General features: G+C 69.9%; 35 protein-coding genes. 1 reads left to right on the top strand and 34 read right to left on the bottom strand.

The window, feature by feature from the left end; translation table 11 throughout:
• Positions 1 to 26 precede the first annotated feature (26 nt).
• The 34 genes from MY520_RS13460 to rpsL all read right to left on the bottom strand — a co-directional run bounded on the left by MY520_RS13460 (position 27) and on the right by rpsL (position 21,143).
• Positions 27 to 1,091 carry a DNA-directed RNA polymerase subunit alpha gene (locus tag MY520_RS13460; protein ID WP_436692603.1) on the bottom strand — a complete coding sequence of 355 codons (1,065 nt, stop codon included), beginning with the start codon at positions 1,089 to 1,091 and terminating at the stop codon, positions 27 to 29.
• A gap of 136 nt (positions 1,092 to 1,227) precedes the next feature.
• Positions 1,228 to 1,854, bottom strand: coding sequence for a 30S ribosomal protein S4 (gene rpsD / locus MY520_RS13455; RefSeq protein ID WP_436692602.1), 627 nt, complete (start codon positions 1,852 to 1,854; stop codon positions 1,228 to 1,230).
• 35 nt (positions 1,855 to 1,889) lie between these two features.
• On the bottom strand, positions 1,890 to 2,297 hold the full coding sequence (gene rpsK / locus MY520_RS13450) for a 30S ribosomal protein S11 (protein ID WP_014377968.1): 408 nt from the start codon (positions 2,295 to 2,297) through the stop codon (positions 1,890 to 1,892).
• Positions 2,298 to 2,393: 96 nt separating this feature from the next.
• Positions 2,394 to 2,774, bottom strand: a complete 381-nt coding sequence (gene rpsM / locus MY520_RS13445) for a 30S ribosomal protein S13 (RefSeq protein ID WP_436692601.1) — start codon at positions 2,772 to 2,774, stop codon at positions 2,394 to 2,396.
• A 14-nt stretch (positions 2,775 to 2,788) separates the two neighbouring features.
• Positions 2,789 to 2,902, bottom strand: a complete 114-nt coding sequence (gene rpmJ, locus MY520_RS13440; RefSeq protein WP_012950458.1) for a 50S ribosomal protein L36 — start codon at positions 2,900 to 2,902, stop codon at positions 2,789 to 2,791.
• A 72-nt stretch (positions 2,903 to 2,974) separates the two neighbouring features.
• On the bottom strand, positions 2,975 to 3,196 hold the full coding sequence (infA, locus tag MY520_RS13435; RefSeq protein WP_012950459.1) for a translation initiation factor IF-1: 222 nt from the start codon (positions 3,194 to 3,196) through the stop codon (positions 2,975 to 2,977).
• A 236-nt stretch (positions 3,197 to 3,432) separates the two neighbouring features.
• Positions 3,433 to 4,236: a type I methionyl aminopeptidase gene (gene map, locus MY520_RS13430; protein ID WP_436692600.1), complete on the bottom strand. Its 804-nt coding sequence runs from the start codon at positions 4,234 to 4,236 to the stop codon at positions 3,433 to 3,435.
• Between the two features lie 72 nt (positions 4,237 to 4,308).
• On the bottom strand, positions 4,309 to 4,914 hold the full coding sequence (locus tag MY520_RS13425; RefSeq protein WP_436692599.1) for an adenylate kinase: 606 nt from the start codon (positions 4,912 to 4,914) through the stop codon (positions 4,309 to 4,311).
• Between the two features lie 8 nt (positions 4,915 to 4,922).
• Positions 4,923 to 6,233 carry a preprotein translocase subunit SecY gene (secY, locus tag MY520_RS13420; RefSeq protein ID WP_436692598.1) on the bottom strand — a complete coding sequence of 437 codons (1,311 nt, stop codon included), beginning with the start codon at positions 6,231 to 6,233 and terminating at the stop codon, positions 4,923 to 4,925.
• A gap of 189 nt (positions 6,234 to 6,422) precedes the next feature.
• Entirely contained in the window at positions 6,423 to 6,866 is a 444-nt protein-coding gene (rplO, locus tag MY520_RS13415) for a 50S ribosomal protein L15 (RefSeq protein WP_436692597.1), read from the bottom strand.
• A 24-nt stretch (positions 6,867 to 6,890) separates the two neighbouring features.
• Positions 6,891 to 7,073, bottom strand: a complete 183-nt coding sequence (rpmD, locus tag MY520_RS13410; RefSeq protein ID WP_436692596.1) for a 50S ribosomal protein L30 — start codon at positions 7,071 to 7,073, stop codon at positions 6,891 to 6,893.
• A 1-nt stretch (position 7,074) separates the two neighbouring features.
• On the bottom strand, positions 7,075 to 7,689 hold the full coding sequence (gene rpsE, locus MY520_RS13405) for a 30S ribosomal protein S5 (protein WP_072919083.1): 615 nt from the start codon (positions 7,687 to 7,689) through the stop codon (positions 7,075 to 7,077).
• A 52-nt stretch (positions 7,690 to 7,741) separates the two neighbouring features.
• Complete coding sequence (rplR, locus tag MY520_RS13400) at positions 7,742 to 8,116, bottom strand: 50S ribosomal protein L18 (RefSeq protein WP_436692595.1); 375 nt, start codon at positions 8,114 to 8,116, stop codon at positions 7,742 to 7,744.
• Between the two features lie 29 nt (positions 8,117 to 8,145).
• Positions 8,146 to 8,685: a 50S ribosomal protein L6 gene (gene rplF / locus MY520_RS13395; protein ID WP_436692594.1), complete on the bottom strand. Its 540-nt coding sequence runs from the start codon at positions 8,683 to 8,685 to the stop codon at positions 8,146 to 8,148.
• 13 nt (positions 8,686 to 8,698) lie between these two features.
• Positions 8,699 to 9,103, bottom strand: coding sequence for a 30S ribosomal protein S8 (rpsH, locus tag MY520_RS13390; RefSeq protein WP_436692593.1), 405 nt, complete (start codon positions 9,101 to 9,103; stop codon positions 8,699 to 8,701).
• Between the two features lie 130 nt (positions 9,104 to 9,233).
• Positions 9,234 to 9,419, bottom strand: a complete 186-nt coding sequence (locus tag MY520_RS13385) for a type Z 30S ribosomal protein S14 (protein ID WP_029433453.1) — start codon at positions 9,417 to 9,419, stop codon at positions 9,234 to 9,236.
• 22 nt (positions 9,420 to 9,441) lie between these two features.
• Positions 9,442 to 10,026: a 50S ribosomal protein L5 gene (gene rplE, locus MY520_RS13380; RefSeq protein ID WP_436692592.1), complete on the bottom strand. Its 585-nt coding sequence runs from the start codon at positions 10,024 to 10,026 to the stop codon at positions 9,442 to 9,444.
• 4 nt (positions 10,027 to 10,030) lie between these two features.
• Positions 10,031 to 10,366 carry a 50S ribosomal protein L24 gene (gene rplX, locus MY520_RS13375; protein WP_436692591.1) on the bottom strand — a complete coding sequence of 112 codons (336 nt, stop codon included), beginning with the start codon at positions 10,364 to 10,366 and terminating at the stop codon, positions 10,031 to 10,033.
• Positions 10,367 to 10,368: 2 nt separating this feature from the next.
• Complete coding sequence (rplN, locus tag MY520_RS13370; protein WP_012950472.1) at positions 10,369 to 10,737, bottom strand: 50S ribosomal protein L14; 369 nt, start codon at positions 10,735 to 10,737, stop codon at positions 10,369 to 10,371.
• Between the two features lie 230 nt (positions 10,738 to 10,967).
• Positions 10,968 to 11,267 (bottom strand): 30S ribosomal protein S17, encoded by a 300-nt coding sequence (gene rpsQ / locus MY520_RS13365; RefSeq protein ID WP_436692590.1) that lies wholly within the window; start codon positions 11,265 to 11,267, stop codon positions 10,968 to 10,970.
• Complete coding sequence (gene rpmC / locus MY520_RS13360) at positions 11,264 to 11,497, bottom strand: 50S ribosomal protein L29 (RefSeq protein WP_040338545.1); 234 nt, start codon at positions 11,495 to 11,497, stop codon at positions 11,264 to 11,266. The genes rpsQ and rpmC overlap by 4 nt, the downstream gene beginning before the upstream one ends.
• Positions 11,497 to 11,913: a 50S ribosomal protein L16 gene (rplP, locus tag MY520_RS13355; protein ID WP_436692589.1), complete on the bottom strand. Its 417-nt coding sequence runs from the start codon at positions 11,911 to 11,913 to the stop codon at positions 11,497 to 11,499. The genes rpmC and rplP overlap by 1 nt, the downstream gene beginning before the upstream one ends.
• Positions 11,914 to 11,916: 3 nt before the next feature.
• Positions 11,917 to 12,828, bottom strand: a complete 912-nt coding sequence (rpsC, locus tag MY520_RS13350; RefSeq protein WP_436692588.1) for a 30S ribosomal protein S3 — start codon at positions 12,826 to 12,828, stop codon at positions 11,917 to 11,919.
• Positions 12,828 to 13,295, bottom strand: coding sequence for a 50S ribosomal protein L22 (rplV, locus tag MY520_RS13345; protein ID WP_436692587.1), 468 nt, complete (start codon positions 13,293 to 13,295; stop codon positions 12,828 to 12,830). The genes rpsC and rplV overlap by 1 nt, the downstream gene beginning before the upstream one ends.
• Before the next feature lie 17 nt (positions 13,296 to 13,312).
• Positions 13,313 to 13,594, bottom strand: coding sequence for a 30S ribosomal protein S19 (rpsS, locus tag MY520_RS13340; RefSeq protein ID WP_089402109.1), 282 nt, complete (start codon positions 13,592 to 13,594; stop codon positions 13,313 to 13,315).
• Positions 13,595 to 13,617: 23 nt separating this feature from the next.
• The gene (gene rplB / locus MY520_RS13335) at positions 13,618 to 14,451 is read right to left on the bottom strand and encodes a 50S ribosomal protein L2 (protein ID WP_387987748.1); all 834 of its coding nucleotides are present in this window, start codon (positions 14,449 to 14,451) and stop codon (positions 13,618 to 13,620) included.
• A 42-nt stretch (positions 14,452 to 14,493) separates the two neighbouring features.
• Entirely contained in the window at positions 14,494 to 14,793 is a 300-nt protein-coding gene (gene rplW, locus MY520_RS13330; RefSeq protein WP_436692586.1) for a 50S ribosomal protein L23, read from the bottom strand.
• A complete protein-coding gene (gene rplD, locus MY520_RS13325; protein ID WP_436692585.1) occupies positions 14,790 to 15,587 on the bottom strand; it encodes a 50S ribosomal protein L4 in 798 nt (265 codons plus the stop codon). The genes rplW and rplD overlap by 4 nt, the downstream gene beginning before the upstream one ends.
• Positions 15,584 to 16,249, bottom strand: coding sequence for a 50S ribosomal protein L3 (gene rplC, locus MY520_RS13320; protein ID WP_436692584.1), 666 nt, complete (start codon positions 16,247 to 16,249; stop codon positions 15,584 to 15,586). Before rplC ends, rplD begins: the two co-directional genes overlap by 4 nt.
• Positions 16,250 to 16,264: 15 nt before the next feature.
• Positions 16,265 to 16,570, bottom strand: a complete 306-nt coding sequence (rpsJ, locus tag MY520_RS13315; RefSeq protein ID WP_014742859.1) for a 30S ribosomal protein S10 — start codon at positions 16,568 to 16,570, stop codon at positions 16,265 to 16,267.
• 168 nt (positions 16,571 to 16,738) lie between these two features.
• On the bottom strand, positions 16,739 to 17,932 hold the full coding sequence (gene tuf, locus MY520_RS13310) for an elongation factor Tu (protein WP_436692583.1): 1,194 nt from the start codon (positions 17,930 to 17,932) through the stop codon (positions 16,739 to 16,741).
• Between the two features lie 172 nt (positions 17,933 to 18,104).
• On the bottom strand, positions 18,105 to 20,201 hold the full coding sequence (fusA, locus tag MY520_RS13305) for an elongation factor G (RefSeq protein ID WP_436692582.1): 2,097 nt from the start codon (positions 20,199 to 20,201) through the stop codon (positions 18,105 to 18,107).
• Between the two features lie 97 nt (positions 20,202 to 20,298).
• On the bottom strand, positions 20,299 to 20,769 hold the full coding sequence (rpsG, locus tag MY520_RS13300; RefSeq protein ID WP_073421335.1) for a 30S ribosomal protein S7: 471 nt from the start codon (positions 20,767 to 20,769) through the stop codon (positions 20,299 to 20,301).
• On the bottom strand, positions 20,769 to 21,143 hold the full coding sequence (gene rpsL / locus MY520_RS13295; protein WP_012950487.1) for a 30S ribosomal protein S12: 375 nt from the start codon (positions 21,141 to 21,143) through the stop codon (positions 20,769 to 20,771). The genes rpsG and rpsL overlap by 1 nt, the downstream gene beginning before the upstream one ends.
• A 570-nt stretch (positions 21,144 to 21,713) precedes the next feature.
• Between rpsL and MY520_RS13290 the strand changes: the two genes are divergently transcribed.
• Positions 21,714 to 22,685 (top strand): hypothetical protein, encoded by a 972-nt coding sequence (locus MY520_RS13290; protein WP_436692581.1) that lies wholly within the window; start codon positions 21,714 to 21,716, stop codon positions 22,683 to 22,685.
• Positions 22,686 to 22,835 lie beyond the last annotated feature (150 nt).

Here is a 22,835-nt window from a genome sequence, read left to right as displayed (position 1 = left end):
CCGCCCGGCCCGGACGACCGTGCAGCTCAGAGCTGCTCGGTCTCCTGGTAGGACCCGTCGCTGTACTCGATGTCCCCGTACTCGGCGGTGCCGTGGTACGCGTCGGTCTCGTAGCCCTCGTCGTAGCTCTCCACCGAGGTGGGGATGAACCCGGGCGGGCTGTCCTTGAGCGCCAGGCCCATGGCCGCCAGCTTCATCTTGACCTCGTCGATGGACTTGGCCCCGAAGTTGCGGATGTCGAGCAGGTCGGCCTCCGAGCGGGTGACGAGCTCACCGACGGTGTGCACGCCCTCGCGCTTGAGGCAGTTGTAGGACCGGACGGTGAGGTCCATGTCCTCGATCGGCATCGAGAAGTTCGCGATGTCGGCGGCCTCGGCCGGGCTCGGGCCGACCTCGATGCCCTCGGCGTCGATGTTCAGCTCGCGCAGCAGGCCGAACAGCTCGACCAGCGTGGAGCCGGCGCTCGCGATCGCGTCCCGGGGGGCGATCGACGGCTTGGTCTCGACGTCGACGACCAGCCGGTCGAAGTCCGTGCGCTGCTCGACGCGGGTCGCCTCGACGGCGTAGGTCACCTTGAGGACCGGCGAGTAGATGGAGTCGACGGGGATCCGGCCGATCTCCTGGCCCGGCTGCTTGTTCTGCGGCGCGGGCACGTAGCCGCGGCCACGCTCGACGACCAGCTCGATCTCCAGCCGGCCCTTGCCGTTGAGCGTCGCGATGTGCAGCTCGGGGTTGTGCACCTCGACACCGGCCGGGGGGGCGATGTCGGCGGCGGTGACCTCGCCGGGGCCCTGCTTGCGCAGGTACATCGTCACCGGCTCGTCGGAGTCGGAGCTGACGACCAGGCCCTTGAGGTTGAGGATGATCTCGGTGACGTCCTCCTTGACCCCGGGCACGGTGGTGAACTCGTGCAGGGTCCCCTCGATCCGGATGCTGGTGACAGCAGCGCCGGGGATCGAGGACAGGAGCGTGCGGCGCAGCGAGTTGCCGAGGGTGTAGCCGAAGCCGGGCTCGAGCGGCTCGATGACGAACCGCGAGCGCTGCTCCGAGATGGTCTCCTCGGTCAGCGTGGGGCGCTGTGCGATGAGCATGGTGGTTCTCCTTCGTGTCCTCCGGCGACCGCCATATGACGCCGTGAGGGGGTGGTGCCGGCTCCGCGGGCATCGGTCCGCCCGCCGGGGCCGTCTCCTGAGGGGCCGGGATGCATCCCGGCCCCTCAGGAAGCTCTCACTTCGAGTAGAGCTCGACGATCAGCTGCTCCTGGACCGGGGTGTCGATCACCTGGCGGGCCGGGATGCTGTGGACCAGCACGCGCAGCTGGCTGGTGATGACCTCGAGCCACGGGGGCACGGGGCGCTCGCCGGCGCGGGCCTGGGCCACCTCGAAGGGCATCATCCGGCGCGACTTCTCCGCGACCTCGACGATGTCGTTCGCGGTCACGCGGTACGACGGGATGTCGACCTTGCGGCCGTTCACCCGGATGTGACCGTGGCGCACCAGCTGGCGGGCCATGTCGCGGGACTCGGCGAAGCCGGCCCGGTAGACCACGTTGTCCAGGCGCGACTCGAGGATCTGCAGCAGGACCTCACCGGTCTTGCCCGACTTCTTGTTGGCCTCTTCGTAGTAGCCGCGGAACTGCTTCTCCAGCACGCCGTAGATGCGGCGGGCCTTCTGCTTCTCGCGGAGCTGCAGCAGGTACTCGCTGTCCTTGGTGCGGCCACGGCCGTGCTCGCCCGGCGGGTAGGGCCGGATCTCGATCGGGCACTTGGGGGACTCGCACTTGCTGCCCTTGAGGAACAGCTTCATCTTCTCGCGCCGGCACAGGCGGCAGTCGGCTCCGGTGTAACGGGCCACGTCAGGTACTCCTCGTTCGTCTCGTCAGTGGCCGGTCAGACCCGGCGGCGCTTCTTGGGGCGGCAGCCGTTGTGCGGCTGCGGGGTGACGTCCTGGATCTGGCCGACCTCGAGGCCGGTGGCCTGGAGGGACCGGATGGCGGTCTCCCGGCCGGAGCCGGGGCCCTTCACGAAGACGTCCACCTTGCGCATGCCGTGCTCCTGCGCCTTGCGCGCGGCGTTCTCGGCAGCCATCTGCGCGGCGAACGGAGTGGACTTGCGCGAGCCCTTGAAGCCGACGTGGCCGGCCGAGGCCCAGCTGATCACGTTCCCGTTGGGGTCGGTGATCGAGACGATCGTGTTGTTGAAGGTGCTCTTGATGTGCGCGGCGCCGTGGGCGACGTTCTTCTTCTCCTTGCGGCGGACCTTCTTGGCACCAGCCGCGGCGCGAGCCCTGGGAGGCATGTCTCTCCGGTTTCTCTCTGATCAGTGGCCAGGTGAAGCACGTCGCGCGCCGTCGCCCCCGCCCTCACGGGTCGCTGCGACGGCGCGCTCTACGGCTTACTTCTTGCCGGCCTTCTTCTTGCCGGCGATGGTCTTGCGCGGGCCCTTGCTCGAGCGCGCGTTGGTGCGGGTGCGCTGACCGTGGACGGGCAGTCCGCGACGGTGACGCAGCCCCTGGTAGCAGCCGATCTCCACCTTGCGGCGGATGTCGGCGGCCACCTCGCGGCGCAGGTCACCCTCGACGCGGAAGTGCTCGTCGATGTAGTCACGCAGCTTCAGCAGGTCCTCGTCCGAGAGGTCCTTGGCGCGCAGGTCGGGGCTTACGCCCGTCGCGGCCAGGGTCTCCTTCGCGTGGGACTTGCCGATGCCGTAGATGTACGTGAGCGCGATCTCCATCCGCTTCTCGCGGGGCAGGTCGACGCCGGCCAGTCGTGCCATGTCCAGGTACTCCCTCAGCCCTGCCGCTGCTTGTGGCGGGCGTTGTCGCAGATGACCATGACCCGGCCGTGCCGGCGGATCACCTTGCACTTGTCGCAGATCTTCTTCACCGACGGCTGGACCTTCACCGGTGCCGCCCCTCATTCCTCAGATCGTGCGCCGAGCGCGCCGCCCGGATGGGCCGGGCGCACAACGGCGGGTTACTTGTACCGGTAGACGATGCGACCGCGGGTCAGGTCGTAGGGCGAGAGCTCCACGACCACGCGGTCCTCGGGCAGGATGCGGATGTAGTGCTGCCGCATCTTGCCGCTGATGTGGGCGAGCACCCGGTGCCCGTTCTGCAGCTCGACCCGGAACATCGCGTTGGGCAGCGGCTCGACGACGCGACCCTCGACCTCGATGGCCCCGTCCTTCTTCGCCATGCCCTACACGGCCTCCCTGACTCGGTGGTGCTGGTGTCCTCGCGTGCCCATGCCGATACCCCGGCGGGCGTGCTCGGTTGTCTACAGAACAGGTGGTGCAGGCGCTCTCGCGAGGGCGTCCCGCGTCATGCGGCCACAGCACGACGACAGGACGGCGTGAACGCCATCGGCCACTCTACCCCGCCGCAGCGGGACGCTCCAACCCGGCCTCGGTCACAGAAGAGGAGGGAGTCCTGCTACTGACGGGGCGTGACCCCGAACGGGGCCAGCCCCGCGACGCCACCGTCCTCGGCCGTGAGGACCCAGGGACCCTCCGGCGTGATGGCGACGGTGTGCTCGAAGTGGGCCGCGCGCGACCCGTCCTTGGTCACCACGGTCCAGCCGTCCTCGAGTTCGGCGGTGGCCGGATCGCCAATGGTGACCATCGGCTCGATGGCCAGCGCGAGGCCGGGCACCAGCTTGGGGCCGCGCCCGGGGCGGCCGTAGTTCAGCACGTGCGGGTCCTGGTGCATCTCGGTGCCGATGCCGTGCCCGCCGTAGTGGTCGACGATGCCGTAGGGGTGCGCCTCGGCGGTGATCGTCTCCTCGACGGCGTGGCTGATGTCGGTCAGCCGCCCGCCGGCGATCGCCCGGGCCAGCCCCGCCCACATCGACCGCTCGGTGACGGCGAGCAGCGCGGAGTCCTCGGCCGAGGCCTGCCCCACCGTCACGGTGATCGCGGAGTCGCTGTGCCAGCCGTCGAGGATGGCCCCGCAGTCGATGGAGATGTTGTCCCCCTCGACCAGGCGACGCTCGGCGTTCGGGATCCCGTGCACGATCTCGTCGTTGATGGAGGCGCAGATCGTGCCGGTGAACCCGTGGTACCCGAGGAAGTTGGGCACCGCGCCGCGGGACCGGATGTGGTCCTCGGCGACGGCGTCGAGCTCCTTGGTGGTCACGCCGGGCCGCACGGCGGCGCGCACGGCGGCGAGCGCTCCCGCGGTCACCAGCCCGGAGGCACGCATGAGCTCGATCTCGCGCGGGGTCTTGATCTGGATCATCCGTCCACTCCACTTCGCCAGCAGCGGGAGGCGTCCGAGGATCCCGGCGGCCGTCATGTGCGCCGGCGCCCCTCAGTCCGCGCTCGGCCCGTCGGACGGCGCGCCCGCGCCCGCTCCGAGCGCGGTCATCGCCCGCTGGGTGACCTCGTCCACCGCGCCGATGGCGTCGATGCGGGCCAGCAGCCCCTCGTTCTCGTAGAACCCCGACAGCGGCGCCGTCTGTTCCCGGTACACCTGCAGCCGGTGCCGCACGGTCTCCGGCTTGTCGTCCTCGCGCTGCACCCACTCGCCGTCGACGAGCATCCGCCGCCCGGAGAGCCGGCGCACCAGCTCGTCCTCGTCGACGACGAGCTCGAGCACGCAGTCCAGCGAGTGCCCCAGCTCCTGCAGCGACGCCCGGAGCTGCTCGGCCTGCGCGATGGTGCGGGGGAAGCCGTCGAGCAGGAACCCGCCCTTGGCGTCGGTCTCGGCCAGGCGGTCGCGCACCATGGCGACGGTGATCTCGTCGGGCACCAGGTCGCCGGCGTCCATGTACTGCTTGGCCTTGAGGCCGAGCTCGGTCTGGCCGCTGACGTTCGCCCGGAAGATGTCGCCGGTGGAGATCGCCGGCACCCCGAGCTGCGCGGCGATGAACTGGGCCTGGGTGCCCTTGCCCGCCCCGGGGGGGCCGAGCAGCACGACGCGCACTACTTCAGGAACCCTTCGTAGTTGCGCTGGTTGAGTTGCGTCTCGATCTGCTTCACCGTCTCCAACCCCACTCCCACCATGATCAGCACCGCGGTCCCGCCGAACGGGAAGTTCTGGTTCTGCCCCTGTTGCGTGAGCGAGAGGAACAGGTTGGGCAACACTGCCACCAGTCCCAGGTAGATCGAACCGGGGAGGGTGATCCGGGACAGCACGTACTGCAGGTACTCCGCCGTCGGCCGGCCGGGGCGGATGCCGGGGATGAAGCCGCCGTAGCGCTTCATGTCCTCGGCGCGCTCCTCCGGGTTGAACGTGATCGACACGTAGAAGTACGTGAAGAACACGATCAGGCCGAAGTAGACGGCGATGTGGACGGGGCTGCTCTGGTCGATGACGTAGTTCTCGAAGAACCGCCGCACCGGGCCGGTCTCGTCGCCCTGCAGCTGGGTGATCAGCTGCGGCAGGTAGAGCAGCGACGAGGCGAAGATGACCGGGATGACGCCGGCCTGGTTCACCTTGAGCGGCAGGTAGGTCGACGTCCCGCCGTACATGCGGCGGCCGACCATGCGCTTGGCGTACTGCACGGGGATGCGGCGCTGGGCCTGCTCCACGTAGACGACCGACGTGATGATGACGACGGCCAGCAGGCACACCAGGGTGAAGACGAAGCCGCCGCGGGTCTGCAGGATGGCGCCGCCCTCGGACGGGATGCGGGCGGCGATCGAGGTGAAGATCAGCACGGACATGCCGTTGCCGATCCCCTTCTCGGTCAGCAGCTCGCCCAGCCACATGACCATCGCGGTGCCGGCCGTCATGGTGACGACGAGCACGACCGTGGACCAGATCGCGTCCTCGGGGATGAGGTCGGCGCTGCAGTTCGGGAACAGCTGGCCGCTGCGGGCCAGCGCGATGACACCGGTGCTCTGCAGGATCGCCAGCGCGATCGTCAGGTAACGGGTGTACTGCGTCAGCTTGGCCTGGCCGGACTGGCCTTCCCGCTTGAGCTGCTCGAAGCGCGGGATCACCACCACCAGCAGCTGCACGATGATGCTCGCGGTGATGTACGGCATGATCCCCAGCGCGAACACCGACAGCTGGAGCAGTGCACCGCCGGAGAACAGGTTCACCAGCGAGTAGAGGTCCCGCTGGTCCGAGGCCTGCGCGGCCTCCAGACAGCTGTTGATCGCCTCCGTGGAGACGCCCGGCCCGGGGATCTGCGCACCCAGCCGGTACACGGCGATGATCGCCAGGGAGAACAGCAGCTTGCGCCGGAGGTCTGGCGTCCGGAACGCCGCGGCGAACGCCTGCAGCACGTGCCCTCCCCTGCTTCGGTCGGATGAGGTTAGCAACGGCGGGGGCCCGGTCGGCCGAGCACCCGGTGGACGGGGTGCCGCGCGCCGTCGGCGTCCCCCGGTCGCCCGGTCACCTCGCGGGGCCGGGCAGCAGACGACCCCCGGGGCCGGACGTCTCGCGGAGGAGACGCGCCCCGGGGGTCATCGGCGTCAGATGCGGGTGGTGCTGCCCCCGGCCGCGGAGATCTTCTCGGCCGCGGAGGTCGAGAACGCGTGCGCGTGCACGTGCACCTCGACACCGCCCAGGTCGCCGGTGCCCAGCACCTTCACCGGCTGGCCACGGCGCACGGCGCCGGCCTCGGCGAGGGAGTCGGGGTTGACCGAGCCGCCCTGGGGGAACAGCGCCGCGATCCGGTCGAGGTTGACGACCTGGAAGACGACCTTGTTCCGGTTCTTGAAGCCCGAGAGCTTGGGCAGCCGCATGTGCAGCGGCGTCTGCCCGCCCTCGAACCGCGCCGAGGTGTTGCCCCGCGCGCCGGTGCCCTTGGTGCCGCGACCGGCCGTCTTGCCCTTGGAGCCCTCACCGCGACCCACGCGGGTCTTGGGGGTGTGGGCGCCCGGAGCCGGACGCAGGTGGTGGACCTTGAGAGTCATGAGATGTCCCTACTCAGCCGTGGTTCAGCTGATCTCTTCGACGGTGACCAGATGCGGCACCGTCGCGACCATCCCGCGGATCTCGGGACGGTCCTCCTGCACGACCGAGTCGTTGATCCGCTTGAGGCCGAGCGACCGCAGCGTCTGACGCTGGTTCGGCTTGGTCCCGATGGCGGACTTGACCTGGGTGACCTTGATCTGCGCCATGTCAGACCCCCTGGCCCGCGCGAGCCCGCAGCATGGCCGCGGGAGCGACGTCCTCGAGGGGCAGACCGCGGCGGGCCGCGATCTCCTCGGGGCGGACGAGGTCCTTCAGCGCCTGCATGGTCGCGTGCACGATGTTGATCGGGTTCGACGACCCGAGGCTCTTGGAGAGCACGTCGTGGATGCCCGCGCACTCCAGGACGGCGCGCACCGGGCCACCGGCGATGACACCGGTACCGGGGCTGGCCGGCTTGAGCAGCACGACGCCGGCCGCAGCCTCACCCTGCACGGGGTGCGGGATGGTGCTGGCGATCCGCGGCACCTTGTAGAAGTGCTTCTTGGCCTCCTCGACACCCTTGGCGATGGCCGCGGGCACCTCCTTGGCCTTGCCGTAGCCGACGCCCACGGTGCCGTCGCCGTCGCCCACGATCACCAGGGCGGTGAAGCTGAAGCGCCGACCACCCTTGACGACCTTGGACACGCGGTTGATGGCCACCACGCGCTCGATGAAGTTGCTCTTCTCGGCAGGTGCGCCGCCGGGCCCCCGCCCGCCGTCACGACGGTCCCGGCGGTCGTTACCGCCGCCGGCGCCGCCGCCGCGTCGCTGTGGTCCTGGCATCAGACGTCCCTCTCGATCCGCAGCGTGTCGTTGCCGCACTGGGTCATGCTCATCAGAAGTCCAGCCCGCCCTCGCGGGCACCGTCGGCCAGGGCGGCGATCCGCCCGGCGTACCGGTTGCCGCCACGGTCGAAGACGACCGCGGAGATGCCGGCCGCCTTCGCGCGCTCGGCGATCAGTCCACCGACCTGGCGGGCGAGGGCCGACTTGTCGCCGTCCGTCCCGCGCAGGCCCATCGTCGAGGCACTGGCCAGCGTGCGGCCCACCGTGTCGTCGACCAGCTGCACGTGGATGTGACGCGAGCTGCGCTTGACCACCAGGCGCGGACGCTCCGGCGTGCCGGCCACGCGCTTGCGCAGCCGGTTGTGCCGGCGCAGGCGGGAGACCCGCCGTGCGGTGCTGACGTCGGTACCGACGGGCTTGTGCACCCGAGCGGCACTCTTCTCGGTCTGTGCCATCACTTACCCGTCTTCCCGACCTTGCGCTTGATGACCTCGCCCTGGTAGCGCACGCCCTTGCCCTTGTACGGGTCGGGGCGGCGCAGCTTGCGGATGTTGGCCGCGATCTGGCCCACCTGCTGCTTGTCGATGCCGGTGACCCGCAGGCGGGTCGGCGACTCGACGGTGAAGCTGATCCCCTCGGGGGCCTTGACCGGCACCGGGTGGCTGTAGCCCAGGGCGAACTCGAGGTCCGAGCCCTTGGCGGCGACGCGGTAGCCGACGCCGACGATCTCGAGGGTCTTGGTGTACCCCTCGGTGACGCCGGTGATCATGTTGGCGATCAGGGTGCGCGACAGCCCGTGCAGGGCCCGGCTCTCCCGCTCGTCGTTGGGGCGCTGCACGCTGAGCGTGCCGTCCTCGCCGCGCTCGACGGTGATCGGCGCCGCGACGGTGTGGGTCAGCGACCCCTTGGGGCCCTTCACGCTGACGGTCTGACCGTCGATGGCGACGTCCACGCCCCCGGGCACGGCGATCGGGAGTCGTCCGATCCGTGACATCTTCTCGCTCCCCTTACCAGACGTAGGCGAGGACTTCCCCGCCCACGCCCTTCTTGTTCGCCTGCCGGTCGGTGAGCAGCCCGGTGGAGGTGGAGATGATGGCCACCCCGAGGCCGCCGAGCACCTTGGGCAGCGCGGTGGACTTGGCGTACACCCGCAGACCGGGCTTGGAGACGCGCCGGACGCCGGCGATGCTCCGCTCACGGTTGGGGCCGTACTTGAGGTCGATCACCAGCTCCTTGCGGGTGGTGCCGTCCTTCTCGACCTCGTTGACGGTCCAGCCGGCGATGTAGCCCTCCTGCTGGAGGATCTCGGCGATGTGCGTCTTCAGCTTCGACGACGGCATGGTCGCGGCGTCGTGGTACGCCTGGTTGGCGTTCCGGATCCGCGTCAGCATGTCCGCGATCGGGTCGGTCATCGTCATGGGTGTCGTGCCTCTCTCGCCGCGGTTCCTCAGGCGCCGGGTCAGTGACTTGGCGCGGGGGCCTCTCGGCGATCGGTGGTGCGTTGGTAGGTGACTTACTGGAGCGGCCCGGGACGGGGCCCTCTCACCAGCTGGACTTGCTCACACCCGGCAGCTCGCCGGCGTGCGCCATCTCCCGCAGGCAGATCCGGCACAGGCCGAACTTGCGGAAGACGGCGTGCGGACGCCCGCACCGCTGGCAACGGGTGTAACCGCGGACCGCGAACTTCGGCTTGCGGGCCGCCTTGTTGACAAGCGCCTTCTTGGCCATCTCGGTGTCTCCTCGCCCCGGCTCAGCGGGTGGTGGTCACGACGGGCTGGCCGGCGAACGGGAAACCCAGCAGGCGGAGGAGCTCGCGACCCTCCTCGTCGTTCGTGGCGGTGGTGACCAGCGTGATGTCCATGCCGCGCGGCCGGTCGATCTTGTCGACGTCGATCTCGCGGAACATCGACTGCTCGGTCAGGCCGAACGTGTAGTTACCGTGACCGTCGAACTGCTTGGCGTTGAGGCCGCGGAAGTCACGGATGCGGGGCAGGGCCAGGGACAGCAGGCGGTCCAGGAACTCCCACATGCGGTCGCCGCGGAGGGTCACCTTCGCGCCGATGGGCATGCCCTCGCGGAGCTTGAACTGCGCGATGGACTTGCGGGCCCGGACGACGGCCGGCTTCTGGCCGGTGATGGCGGTGAGGTCACGGACCGCGCCGTCCATCAGCTTGGCGTCGCGGGTCGCCTCGCCGACGCCCATGTTGACGACGATCTTCGTCAGCCGCGGGATCTGCATGACGTTGTCGTAGCCGAACTCCGACCGCAGGGCCGGGGCGATCTGCTCGCGGTAGTGGGCGAGCATGCGGGGCAGCTCACGGGTGGGTGCACTCATGGGATCAGAGGTCCTTACCGGTGCGCCGCGAGACCCGGATGCTGCGGCCTTCCTCGTCCTTGCGGTAGCCGACCCGGGTCGGCTTGTCCTCGGAGTCGATCACCATCACGTTGCTCACGTGGATGCGCGCCTCCTGCGTGACGATCCCGCCCTGCTGGGCGCCGCGCTGCGTCGAGCTGATCCGCGTGTGCTTCTTCACCCGGCCGACGCCCTCGACCAGCACCTTCTGCTGCTTCGGGAAGGCGGCGATGACACGGCCCTTCGCGCCCTTGTCCTTGCCGGACAGCACGACGACGGTGTCGCCCTTCTTGACCTTCATGGAGGGGGTCTTCTCCGCCATGGTCACAACACCTCCGGGGCGAGCGAGATGATCCGCATGAAGCGCTTGTCGCGCAGCTCGCGACCGACCGGACCGAAGATGCGGGTCCCGCGGGGGTCGCCACTGTCGCGGATGATCACCGCGGCGTTCTCGTCGAAGCGGATGTACGAGCCGTCCGGACGACGACGCTCCTTCACCGTGCGGACGACGACGGCCTTCACCACGTCACCCCGCTTGACGCCGGCACCGGGCAGCGCGTCCTTGACGGTGGCGACGATGACGTCACCGATCCCGGCGTAGCGCCGCCCGGACCCGCCGAGCACCCGGATGCAGAGGATCTCCTTCGCACCGGTGTTGTCGGCGACCCGGAGTCGTGACTCCTGCTGGATCACGTCCCACTCCCAATTCTCAGTTGTGACAGCCGGGCCGAGTCGGTGAACCGGCTGTCCGGCACCCACGTGCGGACGCACCGGCGGGCGTTCTGCCGCCGGTGCGTCCGAGCACGGGTACCGGGATGCGGCGCGCTTCCCCCCGGGGGGCGCGCCAGTCGTCCAGAGTACCTGGTCGACGCGCGGCCCCGGAGGGCCGCCTCCCACAGGGCCCGGACCGGACCCCGCTCGTCCTACTTGGCCTTCTCGATGACCTCGACCAGCCGCCACCGCTTGGTGGCCGACGTCGGCCGGGTCTCCATGATCTGCACCCGGTCGCCGATGCCGGCGACCTGCTGCTCATCGTGCGCCTTCAGCTTGCTGGTGCGACGGATGACCTTGCCGTAGAGGCCGTGCTTCACACGGTCCTCGACCTCGACGACGATCGTCTTGTCCATCTTGTCGCTGACCACGAGGCCCTCACGGACCTTGCGGTAGCCGCGGCCGGCCAGCCCGGGCCCGGTCGACGACTGCGTCTGCTGGGGCTCGCTCATGCCACACCCTCGTTCGGGGCAACCGAGAGGCCCAGCTCGCGCTCGCGCATGATCGTGTAGATCCGGGCGATGTCGCGGCGGACGGTCTGCAGCCGCCGGTTGTTGTCCAGCTGGCCGGTGGCCACCTGGAACCGCAGGTTGAACAGCTCTTCCTTGGACTCGCGCAGCCGCGTGGCGAGCTCGTCGGCGGAGAGCTCACGCAGCTCGGGGGCGGTCAGACCGGCGGCCATCACACCTCTCCTTCACGAGTGACGAAGCGGCACTTCATCGGCAGCTTGTGGATCGCGCGGCGCATGGCCTCGCGGGCCACGGGCTCGGCGACACCGGACAGCTCGAACATGATCCGGCCGGGCTTGACGTTGGCGACCCACCACTCGGGCGAGCCCTTACCGGAACCCATGCGGGTCTCGGCCGGCTTCTTGGTGAGCGGACGGTCCGGGTAGATCGAGATCCACACCTTGCCGCCACGACGGATGTGACGCGTCATGGCGATACGGGCGGACTCGATCTGCCGGTTGGTGACGTAGGCCGGCTCGAGGGCCTGGATGGCGTAGTCACCGAAGTTGATCTCGGTCCCGCCCTTGGCACGACCCGAGCGGCTCGGGTGGTGCTGCTTGCGGTGCTTGACGCGCCGTGGGATCAGCACGTGTCAGCCCTCCGTGTTCTCGGTGGCCGTCGTCTCGGCGGCAGCGGTGGCCTCGGGGCCCACGGCGTCGGCGACGGTCTGCTCGGGCGCAGCCTCGGGGGAGGACACGGCCACGGCGCTGTCGGCGGCGTCGACGGCCGGGCCGGTCGAGCCCTCGGCCGCGGCACGGCCGGCCTCGGTGCCGCCGGCGGTGGTGCCCGACGAACCCGAGCGACGCGGACGCTGGGCCCGCTCGCGGCGCTGCTGGCGGGCGGCGAGGGCCTCGAGGGCCTCGCGCTCGGCGCGGGAGCCGCTGGCGTCGCCCTTGTAGATCCACACCTTGACGCCGATGCGACCGAAGGTCGTGCGGGCCTCGTACAGCCCGTAGTCGATGTTCGCCCGGAGGGTGTGCAGCGGGACGCGACCCTCGCGGTAGAACTCCGACCGGCTCATCTCCGTGCCGCCGAGGCGACCGGAGCACTGCACGCGGATGCCCTTGACCTGCGGGCTGCGCTGCGCGGACTGCATCGCCTTGCGCATGGCGCGACGGAAGCTGACCCGGCTGGACAGCTGCTCGGCCACGGCCTGGGCGACCAGCTGGGCGTCGGCCTCGGGGTTCTTCACCTCGAGGATGTTCAGCTGCACCTGCTTGCCGGTGAGCTTCTCCAGCTCACCGCGGATGCGGTCGGCCTCGGCGCCGCGCCGGCCGATGACGATGCCCGGCCGGGCGGTGTGGATGTCGACGCGGACGCGGTCACGCGTGCGCTCGATCTCCACCTTGGAGATGCCGGCCCGCTCCATGCCCTTGGACATGAGCTTGCGGATGGCCACGTCTTCCTTGACGTAGTCCTTGTACAGCTTGTCGGCGTACCACCGGGACTTGTAGTCGGTGGTGATGCCCAAGCGGAACCCGTGCGGGTTGACCTTCTGACCCACTAGCGGGTCCCTCCCCTCGTGTTGGTCTTCTGCTGCTGGGTGGCCGGACCGGACTGGCCGGTGCGACGACGGGCCGTGCGCGACTTGCCGGCGAGCTCATCGCTGGCGGTCACCTCGCTGACCTCGATCGTGATGTGGCACGTCCGCTTGTTGATGCGGAACGCACGGCCCTGGGCGCGCGGACGGATCCGCTTCAGGGTCGGGCCCTCGTCGACGTAGGCAGCGCTCACGACCAGGGCCGCCGGGTCCAGCCGCAGGTTGTGCTCGGCGTTGGCGACGGCGCTGGCCACCACCTTGGCGACCGGCTCGCTGGCGGCCTGCGGCGCGAAGCGCAGCAGGGCCAGGGCCTCGTCGGTCGGCAGGTAGCGGACCAGGTCCACCACGCGCCGTGCCTTCATGGGGGTGACGCGGACGAATCGGGCCGTGGCCCGGGCGACCGGCGTCTCCTGCCCCAACTGGGAAGTCATCTGATGTCTCCTCGCCGTCAGCCGCGCCGCGACCGGCGGTCGTCCTTGACGTGCCCACGGAACGTGCGCGTGGGCGCGAACTCGCCGAGCTTGTGCCCGACCATCGCCTCGGTCACGAAGACCGGGACGTGCTTGCGGCCGTCGTGCACGGCGATCGTGTGCCCGAGCATGTCGGGGATGATCGTCGAGCGGCGCGACCACGTGCGGATGACGGTCTTGGTGCCCTTCTCGTTCTGCGCGTCCACCTTCTTGAGCAGGTGGTCGTCGACGAACGGGCCCTTCTTCAGGCTGCGTGGCATGTCTGTCGGACTCCTCTACCCGCTCAGCGCTTCTTGTTGGTGCGCCGGCGGCGCACGATCAGGGCATCACTGGCCTTGCGCTTGCGCGTGCGGCCCTCCGGCTTGCCCTTCGGGTTGACCGGGTGGCGACCACCGGAGGTCTTGCCCTCACCACCACCGTGCGGGTGGTCCACCGGGTTCATGGCCACACCGCGGACGGTCGGGCGCTTGCCCTTCCACCGCATCCGGCCGGCCTTGCCCCAGTTGATGTTCGACTGCTCGGCGTTGCCCACCTCGCCGACGGTGGCGCGGCAGCGCACGTCGACGTTGCGGATCTCACCGGACGGCATGCGCAGCTGGGCGAAGCGGCCCTCACGGGCGACCAGCTGGACGCTGGTCCCGGCCGAGCGGGCGATCTTGGCGCCGCCACCGGGGCGGAGCTCGATGGCGTGAACCACCGTGCCCACCGGGATGTTCCGCAGCGGCAGGTTGTTGCCCGGCTTGATGTCGGCCGACGGGCCGCACTCCACCGTGTCGCCCTGCTTGAGGCGGGCCGGCGCGATGATGTAGCGCTTCTCGCCGTCGGCGAAGTGCAGCAGCGCGATGCGCGACGTCCGGTTGGGGTCGTACTCGATGTGCGCGACCTTGGCCGGCACGCCGTCCTTGTCGGCCCGGCGGAAGTCGATCACCCGGTAGGCGCGCTTGTGCCCGCCGCCCTGGTGCCGTGCCGTGACCTTCCCGTGGACGTTGCGCCCGCCGCGACCGTGCAGCGGCCGGACCAGCGACTTCTCGGGATGGTCGCGGGTGACCTCGGCGAAGTCGGCGACGCTGGAGCCGCGGCGGCCCGGCGTCGTCGGCTTGTACTTGCGGATAGCCATTGCTGACTCAGTCCTCTATCTCTGGTCCGTGATCCAGGCGCCTCAGGCGCCCGGGCCGCCGAAGATCTCGATGCGGTCGCCGGGGGCGAGGGACACGATGGCGCGCTTGGTGTCCTTGCGCTTGCCCATCCCGCCCTTGGCCCGCTTGCGCTTGCCCTGGCGGTTGATCGTGTTCACGCCGAGGACCTTCACCTTGAAGATCTGCTCGACCGCGATCTTGATCTGCGTCTTGTTCGCCTCGGGCCGGACGATGAACGTGTACTGGTTGTCGTCCAGCAGCCCGTAGCTCTTCTCCGAGATGACCGGGGACAGCAGGACGTCCCGGGGGTCGCGGACGCTCATGCCTTCTCCTCGGTGGTGTCGTCGGTGCTGGCGGTCTCGACGGTGCCCTCACCCTCGGCGGGGGCGATCGACGGCACCCCGCCCGGCGTCTCGTGGGTCGAGAGGTCCGGCAGCACGACGCCGCGGTCCCTGCCCTTGCCCTTGACCGGCCCGGCGACGAACTCGGCGAGCGCGGCCTCGGTGAAGACGATCTCGTCGGCGACCAGCACGTCGTAGGTGTTGAGCTGGCCGGCCTCGATGAGGTGCACCTGCGGCACGTTGCGCAGGCTCACCCAGCTGAGGACGTCGTCGTGGTCGAGGACCACGAGCACCCGCTTGGCCGAGGTGATCGCCTGCAGTGTGGCCAGGGCGGCCTTGGTCTTCGGCGCGTCGCCGTCGACGAAGGTGCTGACCACGTGCACGCGGTCCTCGCGGGCCCGGTCGGAGAGGGCACCGCGCAGGGCGGCGGCCTTCATCTTCTTCGGGGTCTTCTGCGAGTAGTCACGCGGCTGCGGGCCGTGGACGGTGCCACCGCCCTCGAACTGCGGTGCGCGGGTCGAGCCCTGACGGGCCCGGCCGGTGCCCTTCTGGCGGTAGGGCTTGGCGCCACCACCGCTGACCTGGCCGCGGGTCTTGGTCGAGTGCGTGCCCTGGCGGGCCGCGGCCAGCTGGGCGACGACGACCTGGTGCATCAGGGAGACGTTCGCGTCGGCGTCGAAGAGGTCACCGGGCAGCGTGACGCTGCCGGAGGTCTCCCCCGCCGGGGTGCGGACGTCGACCTGACGGTCGGTGCGCGTCTCGATCGACTGGCTCACTTGCTGTCACTCCCCACGGGGCCGCCCTTGACCGCGGAACGGACGAGGAGGAGGCCACCCTTCGGACCGGGAACGGCGCCCTTGATGAGCAGCAGCCCGCGCTCCGTGTCGACCTTGTGCACGACCAGCGAGAGCGTGGTCGTCTTCACGTTGCCCATGCGGCCGGCCATCTTCAGGCCCTTGAACACGCGACCGGGGGTCGACGCGCCACCGATGGAGCCGGGCGACCGGTGCTTGCGCTGGGTGCCGTGCGCGGCACCCAGGCCCTTGAAGCCGTGACGCTTCATGACACCGGCGGTGCCCTTGCCCTTGCTGGTGCCGATGACGTCGACCTTCGCGACGCCGTCGAAGACCTCGGCGGTCAGCTCCTGGCCGACCGTGAAGTTCGAGGCGTCCTCGGTGCGCAGCTCCACCAGGTGCCGCCGCGGCGTGACGCCCGCCTTGGCGAAGTGCCCACCCTCGGGCTTGTTCACCTTGCGCGGGTCGATCGCACCGAAGCCGAGCTGGACGGCGGAGTAGCCGTCGACCTCGGGGGTGCGCACCTGGGTCACCACACACGGGCCCGCCTTGACGACGGTCACCGGCACGATGCGGTTGTTCTCGTCGAAGACCTGGGTCATGCCCAGCTTCTCGCCGAGGAGACCACGGAATGTGCTCGCCATGTCTGCTGACTGCCCTTACTGGATGTTGACGTCGACCGAGGCCGGCAGGTCGATGCGCATGAGCGCGTCGACCGTCTTCGGCGTCGGGTCGAGGATGTCGATGAGCCGCTTGTGCGTACGCATCTCGAAGTGCTCCCGCGAGTCCTTGTACTTGTGCGGGGACCGGATGACGCAGTACACGTTCTTCTCCGTCGGCAGCGGCACCGGGCCGACGACGCGCGCACCGGTCTTGGTCACCGTGTCGACGATGCGCCGCGCCGAGGCGTCGATCGCCTCGTGGTCGTAGGCCTTCAACCGGATGCGGATCTTCTGTCCCGCCATCGCTGTCTTCTGCTCCTGCCGATCGGTGTCAGTTCGTAGCTGGGGAACGCCGGGAGGTCCGAACCGTCATCCGGTCGGGCCCCAGCGGGATGGGTGGCAGTGCACACAGGCACGACCACCCGGGGACGGGCGGCGGCGCAGGGTCGCGCCGCCGCCCGTCAGGGGGTGTTACTTGACGATCTTGGTGACGCGACCAGCGCCGACGGTACGGCCACCCTCACGGATGGCGAACCGCAGGCCCTCCTCCATGGCGATCGGCTGGATCAGCTCGACCGTCATCTCGGTGTTGTCGCCCGGCATGACCATCTCGGTGCCGGCCGGCAGGGTCACGACGCCCGTGACGTCCGTGGTCCGGAAGTAGAACTGCGGGCGGTAGTTGTTGAAGAAGGGCGTGTGACGGCCACCCTCGTCCTTCGAGAGGATGTAGACCGAGCCCTCGAAGTTCGTGTGCGGGGTGATCGAGCCCGGCTTCACGACGACCTGGCCGCGCTCGACGTCCTCACGCTTGATGCCGCGCAGCAGCAGCCCGACGTTGTCGCCGGCCTGGCCCTGGTCGAGCAGCTTGCGGAACATCTCGACACCGGTGACGGTCGTCTTGGTCGAGGTCGGGCGGATGCCGACGATCTCGATCTCCTCGGACACCTTGACGATGCCGCGCTCCACGCGACCGGTGACGACGGTGCCGCGACCGGTGATGGTGAAGACGTCCTCGACGGGCATGAGGAACGGCTTGTCGATCTCACGCTCGGGCTCGGGGATCGCGGTGTCGACCGCGTCCATGAGCTCCATGAGCTTGTTGCCCCACTCGGCGTCGCCCTCGAGGGCCTTCAGCGCCGAGACGCGGACCACGGGGACGTCGTCGCCCGGGAACTCGTACTCGGACAGCAGCTCACGGACCTCCAGCTCGACGAGCTCGAGGATCTCCTCGTCGTCGACCATGTCGGCCTTGTTGAGCGCCACGACGATGTAGGGGACGCCGACCTGGCGGGCCAGGAGCACGTGCTCCTTGGTCTGCGGCATCGGGCCGTCGGTCGCGGCGACCACCAGGATGGCGCCGTCCATCTGCGCGGCACCGGTGATCATGTTCTTGATGTAGTCCGCGTGACCGGGGCAGTCGACGTGCGCGTAGTGCCGGTTCTCGGTCTGGTACTCGACGTGGGCGATCGAGATCGTGATGCCGCGGGCCTTCTCCTCGGGCGCCTTGTCGATCTGGTCGAAGGCCGACGCCTCGTTGAGGTCCGGGTACTTGTCGTGCAGCACCTTGGTGATCGCCGCGGTCAGCGTCGTCTTGCCGTGGTCGATGTGCCCGATGGTGCCGATGTTGACGTGCGGCTTGGTCCGCTCGAACTTGGCCTTGGCCACTGGGATCCTCTCTCCGTGTCTTCGCAGTCGTGCGCGTGCTCTGGGGTGGGCGTGCTGGGTTGCCGGCGGGCTCGGGCCCGCCGCCGGGCTTACTCGCCGGTGACCTTGGCGATGTCCATGGCTCGGCTCCGGACGAACTCCGCTCCTCGGGCCGTGGACGGCCCTGCGATGCTCATTCGCCCGTCACCTTCGCGATGATCTCCTTGGCCACGTTCTGCGGGACCTCGGCGTACGAGTCGAACACCATGGTGTAGCTCGCCCGCCCCTGGGTGCGGCTGCGCAGGTCGCCCACGTAGCCGAACATCTCCGAGAGCGGGACCAGGGCCCGGACGACGCGGGCGCCGGAGCGCTCCTCCATCGCCTGGATGGTCCCGCGCCGGGAGTTCAGGTCGCCGATGACGTCACCCATGTTCTCCTCCGGGGTGACGACCTCGACGGCCATGAGCGGCTCGAGCAGGGCCGGGCTGGCCTTGCGGGCGGCCTCCTTGAAGGCCATCGAGCCGGCGATCTTGAAGGCCATCTCCGAGGAGTCGACCTCGTGGTACTGGCCGTCGAGCAGCGTGGCCTTGACCCCGACGATCGGGTAGCCGGCGAGGACGCCGTACTGCATGGCGTCCTGCATGCCCGCGTCCACCGAGGGGATGTACTCCCGCGGGATGCGACCACCGGTGACCTTGTTCTCGAACTCGTAGGTCGCGGAGTCGGCTGCCATCGGCAGCGGCTCGAGCGCGATCTGCACCTTCGCGAACTGGCCGGAGCCACCGGTCTGCTTCTTGTGCGTGTAGTCGTACCGCTCGACCGCCTTGCGGATGGTCTCGCGATAGGCCACCTGCGGCTTGCCGACGTTGGCCTCGACGTTGAACTCGCGGCGCATGCGGTCGACGAGGATCTCCAGGTGCAGCTCGCCCATGCCGGAGATGACCGTCTGGCCGGTCTCCTCGTCGAGGCGGACCTGGAAGGTCGGGTCCTCCTCGGCCAGCTTCTGGATGGCCGTGCCCAGCTTCTCCTGGTCGCTCTTGGTCTTCGGCTCGATGGCCACCGAGATGACGGGGGCCGGGAAGCTCATCGACTCCAGGATGACCGGCTTCTGCGGGTCGCTGAGGGTGTCACCCGTCGTCGTCTGCTTCATGCCGTTGACGGCGACGATCTCGCCGGCACCCACGCCCTGGCGCTCCTCGCGCTTGTTGGCGTGCATCTGGTAGATCTTGCCGACCCGCTCCTTGCGGTCCTTGGTGCTGTTCAGCACCGGGGACCCGGCGTCCAGCTTGCCGGAGTACACGCGGATGTAGGTCAGCTTGCCGAGGTGCTGGTCGGTCTGGATCTTGAAGGCCAGCGCCGAGAACGGCTCGTCCTCGTCGGCGTGCCGCAGGACCTCGGTCTCGCCGTCGAGCGCGGTGCCGACGATCGCCTCGATGTCCAGCGGGCTGGGCAGGTAGTCGATGACCGCGTCGAGCATGGGCTGCACGCCCTTGTTCTTGAACGCGGAACCGGTGACGACCGGGTTGACCTGGCCGGCGATGGTGGCCTTGCGGATCGCGGCCTTGATGGTGGCGACCGAGATCTCCTCGCCGCCGAGGTAGGACTCCATGATCGAGTCGTCGAAGTCCGCGATGCCCTCGAGCAGCTTCTCGCGGTACTCGTCGGCCTTGTCGGCGAGCTCGGCCGGGATGTCCTCGACCGCGTAGTCCTCACCGAGCTTGGTCTCGCCGCGCCAGGTGAGGGCCTTCATCTGGACCAGGTCCACGACGCCGATGAAGTCGGCCTCGGCACCGATCGGGATCTGCAGCACCAGCGGGTTGGCACCCAGCCGCTCGACCATCATGTCGACGCAGCGGAAGAAGTTCGCACCGGTGCGGTCGAGCTTGTTGACGAAGCACATGCGCGGGACGCCGTACTTCTCGGCCTGCCGCCACACCTGCTCGGTCTGCGGCTCGACGCCGGCGACACCGTCGTAGACGGCGACGGCACCGTCGAGCACCCGCAGGGACCGCTCCACCTCGACGGTGAAGTCGACGTGACCCGGGGTGTCGATGATGTTGATGTCGTGGCCGTTCCAGGAGCACTTCGTCGCGGCGGACGTGATGGTGATGCCGCGCTCCTGCTCCTGCTCCATCCAGTCCATCGTGGCCGCGCCGTCGTGGACCTCACCGATCTTGTAGTTGATACCGGTGTAGAAGAGGATGCGCTCCGTCGTCGTGGTCTTGCCGGCGTCGATGTGCGCCATGATCCCGATGTTGCGGGTCTTGGCGAGCTCGGCCTTCTTGGCCATCTCCTACTCCTCCTCGTTCGGGTCCGCGTGCGGGTGTCCGGGGGTGGCCCGGACTTCCCGCCGGCCGCGGGTGCCGGCTCTCACCGGCGGGGCGCGCTCACCAGCGGTAGTGCGCGAATGCCTTGTTCGACTCGGCCATCTTGTGGGTGTCCTCGCGGCGCTTCACCGCGGCACCGAGGCCGTTGCTCGCGTCGAGCAGCTCGTTCATGAGGCGCTCGGTCATCGTCTTCTCACGCCGTGCCCGGCTGTACTGGATCAGCCAGCGCAGGCCCAGGGTGGTGCTCCGCGAGGCGCGGACCTCGACCGGGACCTGGTAGGTCGCGCCACCGACGCGGCGGCTGCGGACCTCGAGGGCCGGCTTGACGTTGTCCAGCGCCCGCTTGAGCGTGACCACCGGGTCGGTGTCGGTCTTGGCGCGGGCACCCTCGAGGGCGCCGTAGACGATCGCCTCGGCGACCGAGCGCTTGCCGTCGACGAGCACCTTGTTGACCAGCTGGGTGACCAGCGGCGACTGGTACACCGGGTCGGCTACCAGCGGGCGACGCGGCGCGGGGCCCTTGCGCGGCATTAGCTCTTCTCCTTCTTCGCGCCGTACCGGCTGCGAGCCTGCTTGCGGTTGCGGACACCCTGGGTGTCCAGCGAGCCACGGATGATCTTGTAGCGCACGCCGGGGAGGTCCTTCACGCGGCCGCCGCGCACGAGCACCATCGAGTGCTCCTGCAGGTTGTGGCCGACGCCCGGGATGTAGGCGGTGACCTCGATGCCACTCGTGAGGCGGACGCGAGCGACCTTGCGCAGCGCCGAGTTCGGCTTCTTCGGCGTCGTCGTGTACACGCGGGTGCACACGCCGCGACGCTGAGGGGAGCCCTTCAGCGCCGGGGTCTTGGTCTTCTCGACCTTGTCCTCGCGGCCCTTGCGGACCAGCTGGTTGATCGTGGGCATGGGTGGCCTGGATCTCCTACCTGCGCTGGGTCGTGCTTGTGGACGGTGCTCTGCTCGGTCGTGCCCGGGGTGCCGGTCCTGCTGGGGTCGTACCCGTTCCCGGCCGTGGATCACCACCGGTCCCCGCGGTCGGGCGTGTCGCCCTCGCCAGGAACCGGCCGGCGCTTCAAACCGGATCGGTCGCCCCCCGCGACTCGGCGCCACCACCTGTCGGCAGGCGCACCGCGAACGGGAGCAGGCCCAGGGCACCCTGGGCACGGCTGACCACGATACCCGCGTGCCCGAAGCCGGTCAAAGCCGGGTCCGCCACATGTCGACACGCGGTGGTCAGCCTCACGCGCCGGGCGCGTACGGCCAGGTCAACGCCCCTGGAGCCGGGGTATTCCCGGGGGGAGGACCCCGGCGGGCCGGCCCGGCGGTGGCGGCGACTGTACCGGGGCGGACGGCGACCGGGACGGCTGTCGTCCGCGACACCCCGGAGGCGCCCGGTCACCCGGACACCGCGCGGCTGTCGTACCCCGGCCCTACGGTCGGTCGCAGGACGCCCACATCCCGCCACCGGAGGACTCCGTGCACGTCGACCTCGCCCGCGAGCTCAAGGCCCACCTGTCGGCCCGGCTGGCCGAGGCCACCGGTCCCGTCACGGCCAGCGACCTCGGACCCGGCGGCTGGGTGCGCCCCGCGCTCGGCCTGGCGCCGATCGGTCCCGGCCAGGCGCACCTGGCGATCCGCCTGGCGATCAAGGACGACGTCGACGTCCTGCTGGCCGGCCTGGACGACGCCGTCCTGGAGGAGATCGACGTGCGCGTCATCGGCGTCGTCCGGGCCCTCTCCTCCCCCACCCCCGAGCAGCTGCAGCAGGGCACCCGGCCGCTGCACCCGGGGCTCTCCGTCGGGCACGGGGCGGTGACCGCGGGGACGCTGGGTGGCTTCGTCCGGGTCGGTGGCCGCCTGGCCCTGCTGTCCAACAGCCACGTCCTGGCCGCGAGCGGCGACGCCGCGATCGGGGCCCCGGTGCTGCAGCCGGGTCCGGCCGACGGTGGCGTCGACGACGACCGGGTCGCCACGCTGGCCGCCTTCGAGGCCTTCCTCGCCGACGGCCGGGCCAACCTGGTGGACGCCGCCGTCGCGGTCCTGGACGCCGAGGTGCCGGTCGAGCCCGGGCGGTTCCCCGGCGGTCCGCTGTCCGACGAGGTGCTGGCGGTCGACGACGTGGAGCCCGACGAGCCGGTCGAGAAGGTGGGCCGCACGACCGGGCACACGCGGGGCCGGATCAGCGCCGTCGAGGTCGACGGGGTGGCGGTGCAGTACGGCGACGTCGTCCACACCTTCGACGACCAGGTGGAGATCGACGGCGCGACCGCCGGGTTCAGCGCCGGCGGGGACAGCGGCTCGGTGATCTGGCGGAGCAGCGACCGCACGCCCCTGGGGCTGCTCTTCGCCGGCAGCGAGACCGGCGGGCGGGCCGGCGGTGGCGTCACCTTCGCCAACCCGCTGGCCACCGTGCTCGACGTCCTGGGCCTGCAGTGGGTGGCCTCCTGAGCTGCCGGCGCCGTCCAGCGGCCCCGCCCCGAGCCGACGAGGGGTGGGGAGGAGGACGGTGGCCCCCTGCAGGGCCCCGCCCCGAGCCTGCGAGGGGTGGGGGGGCAGGGTCCGGCTACTGTCGCGCCGGCCTGATCGGGGGCACCATGG

The sequence above is a fragment of the Geodermatophilus sp. CPCC 205506 genome (genome assembly GCF_051383635.1).
Classification (GTDB): Bacteria; Actinomycetota; Actinomycetes; order Mycobacteriales; family Geodermatophilaceae; genus Geodermatophilus.
Note: the sequence above shows the minus strand (reverse complement) of the source record. Positions and strands in the feature narration are given on the sequence as shown.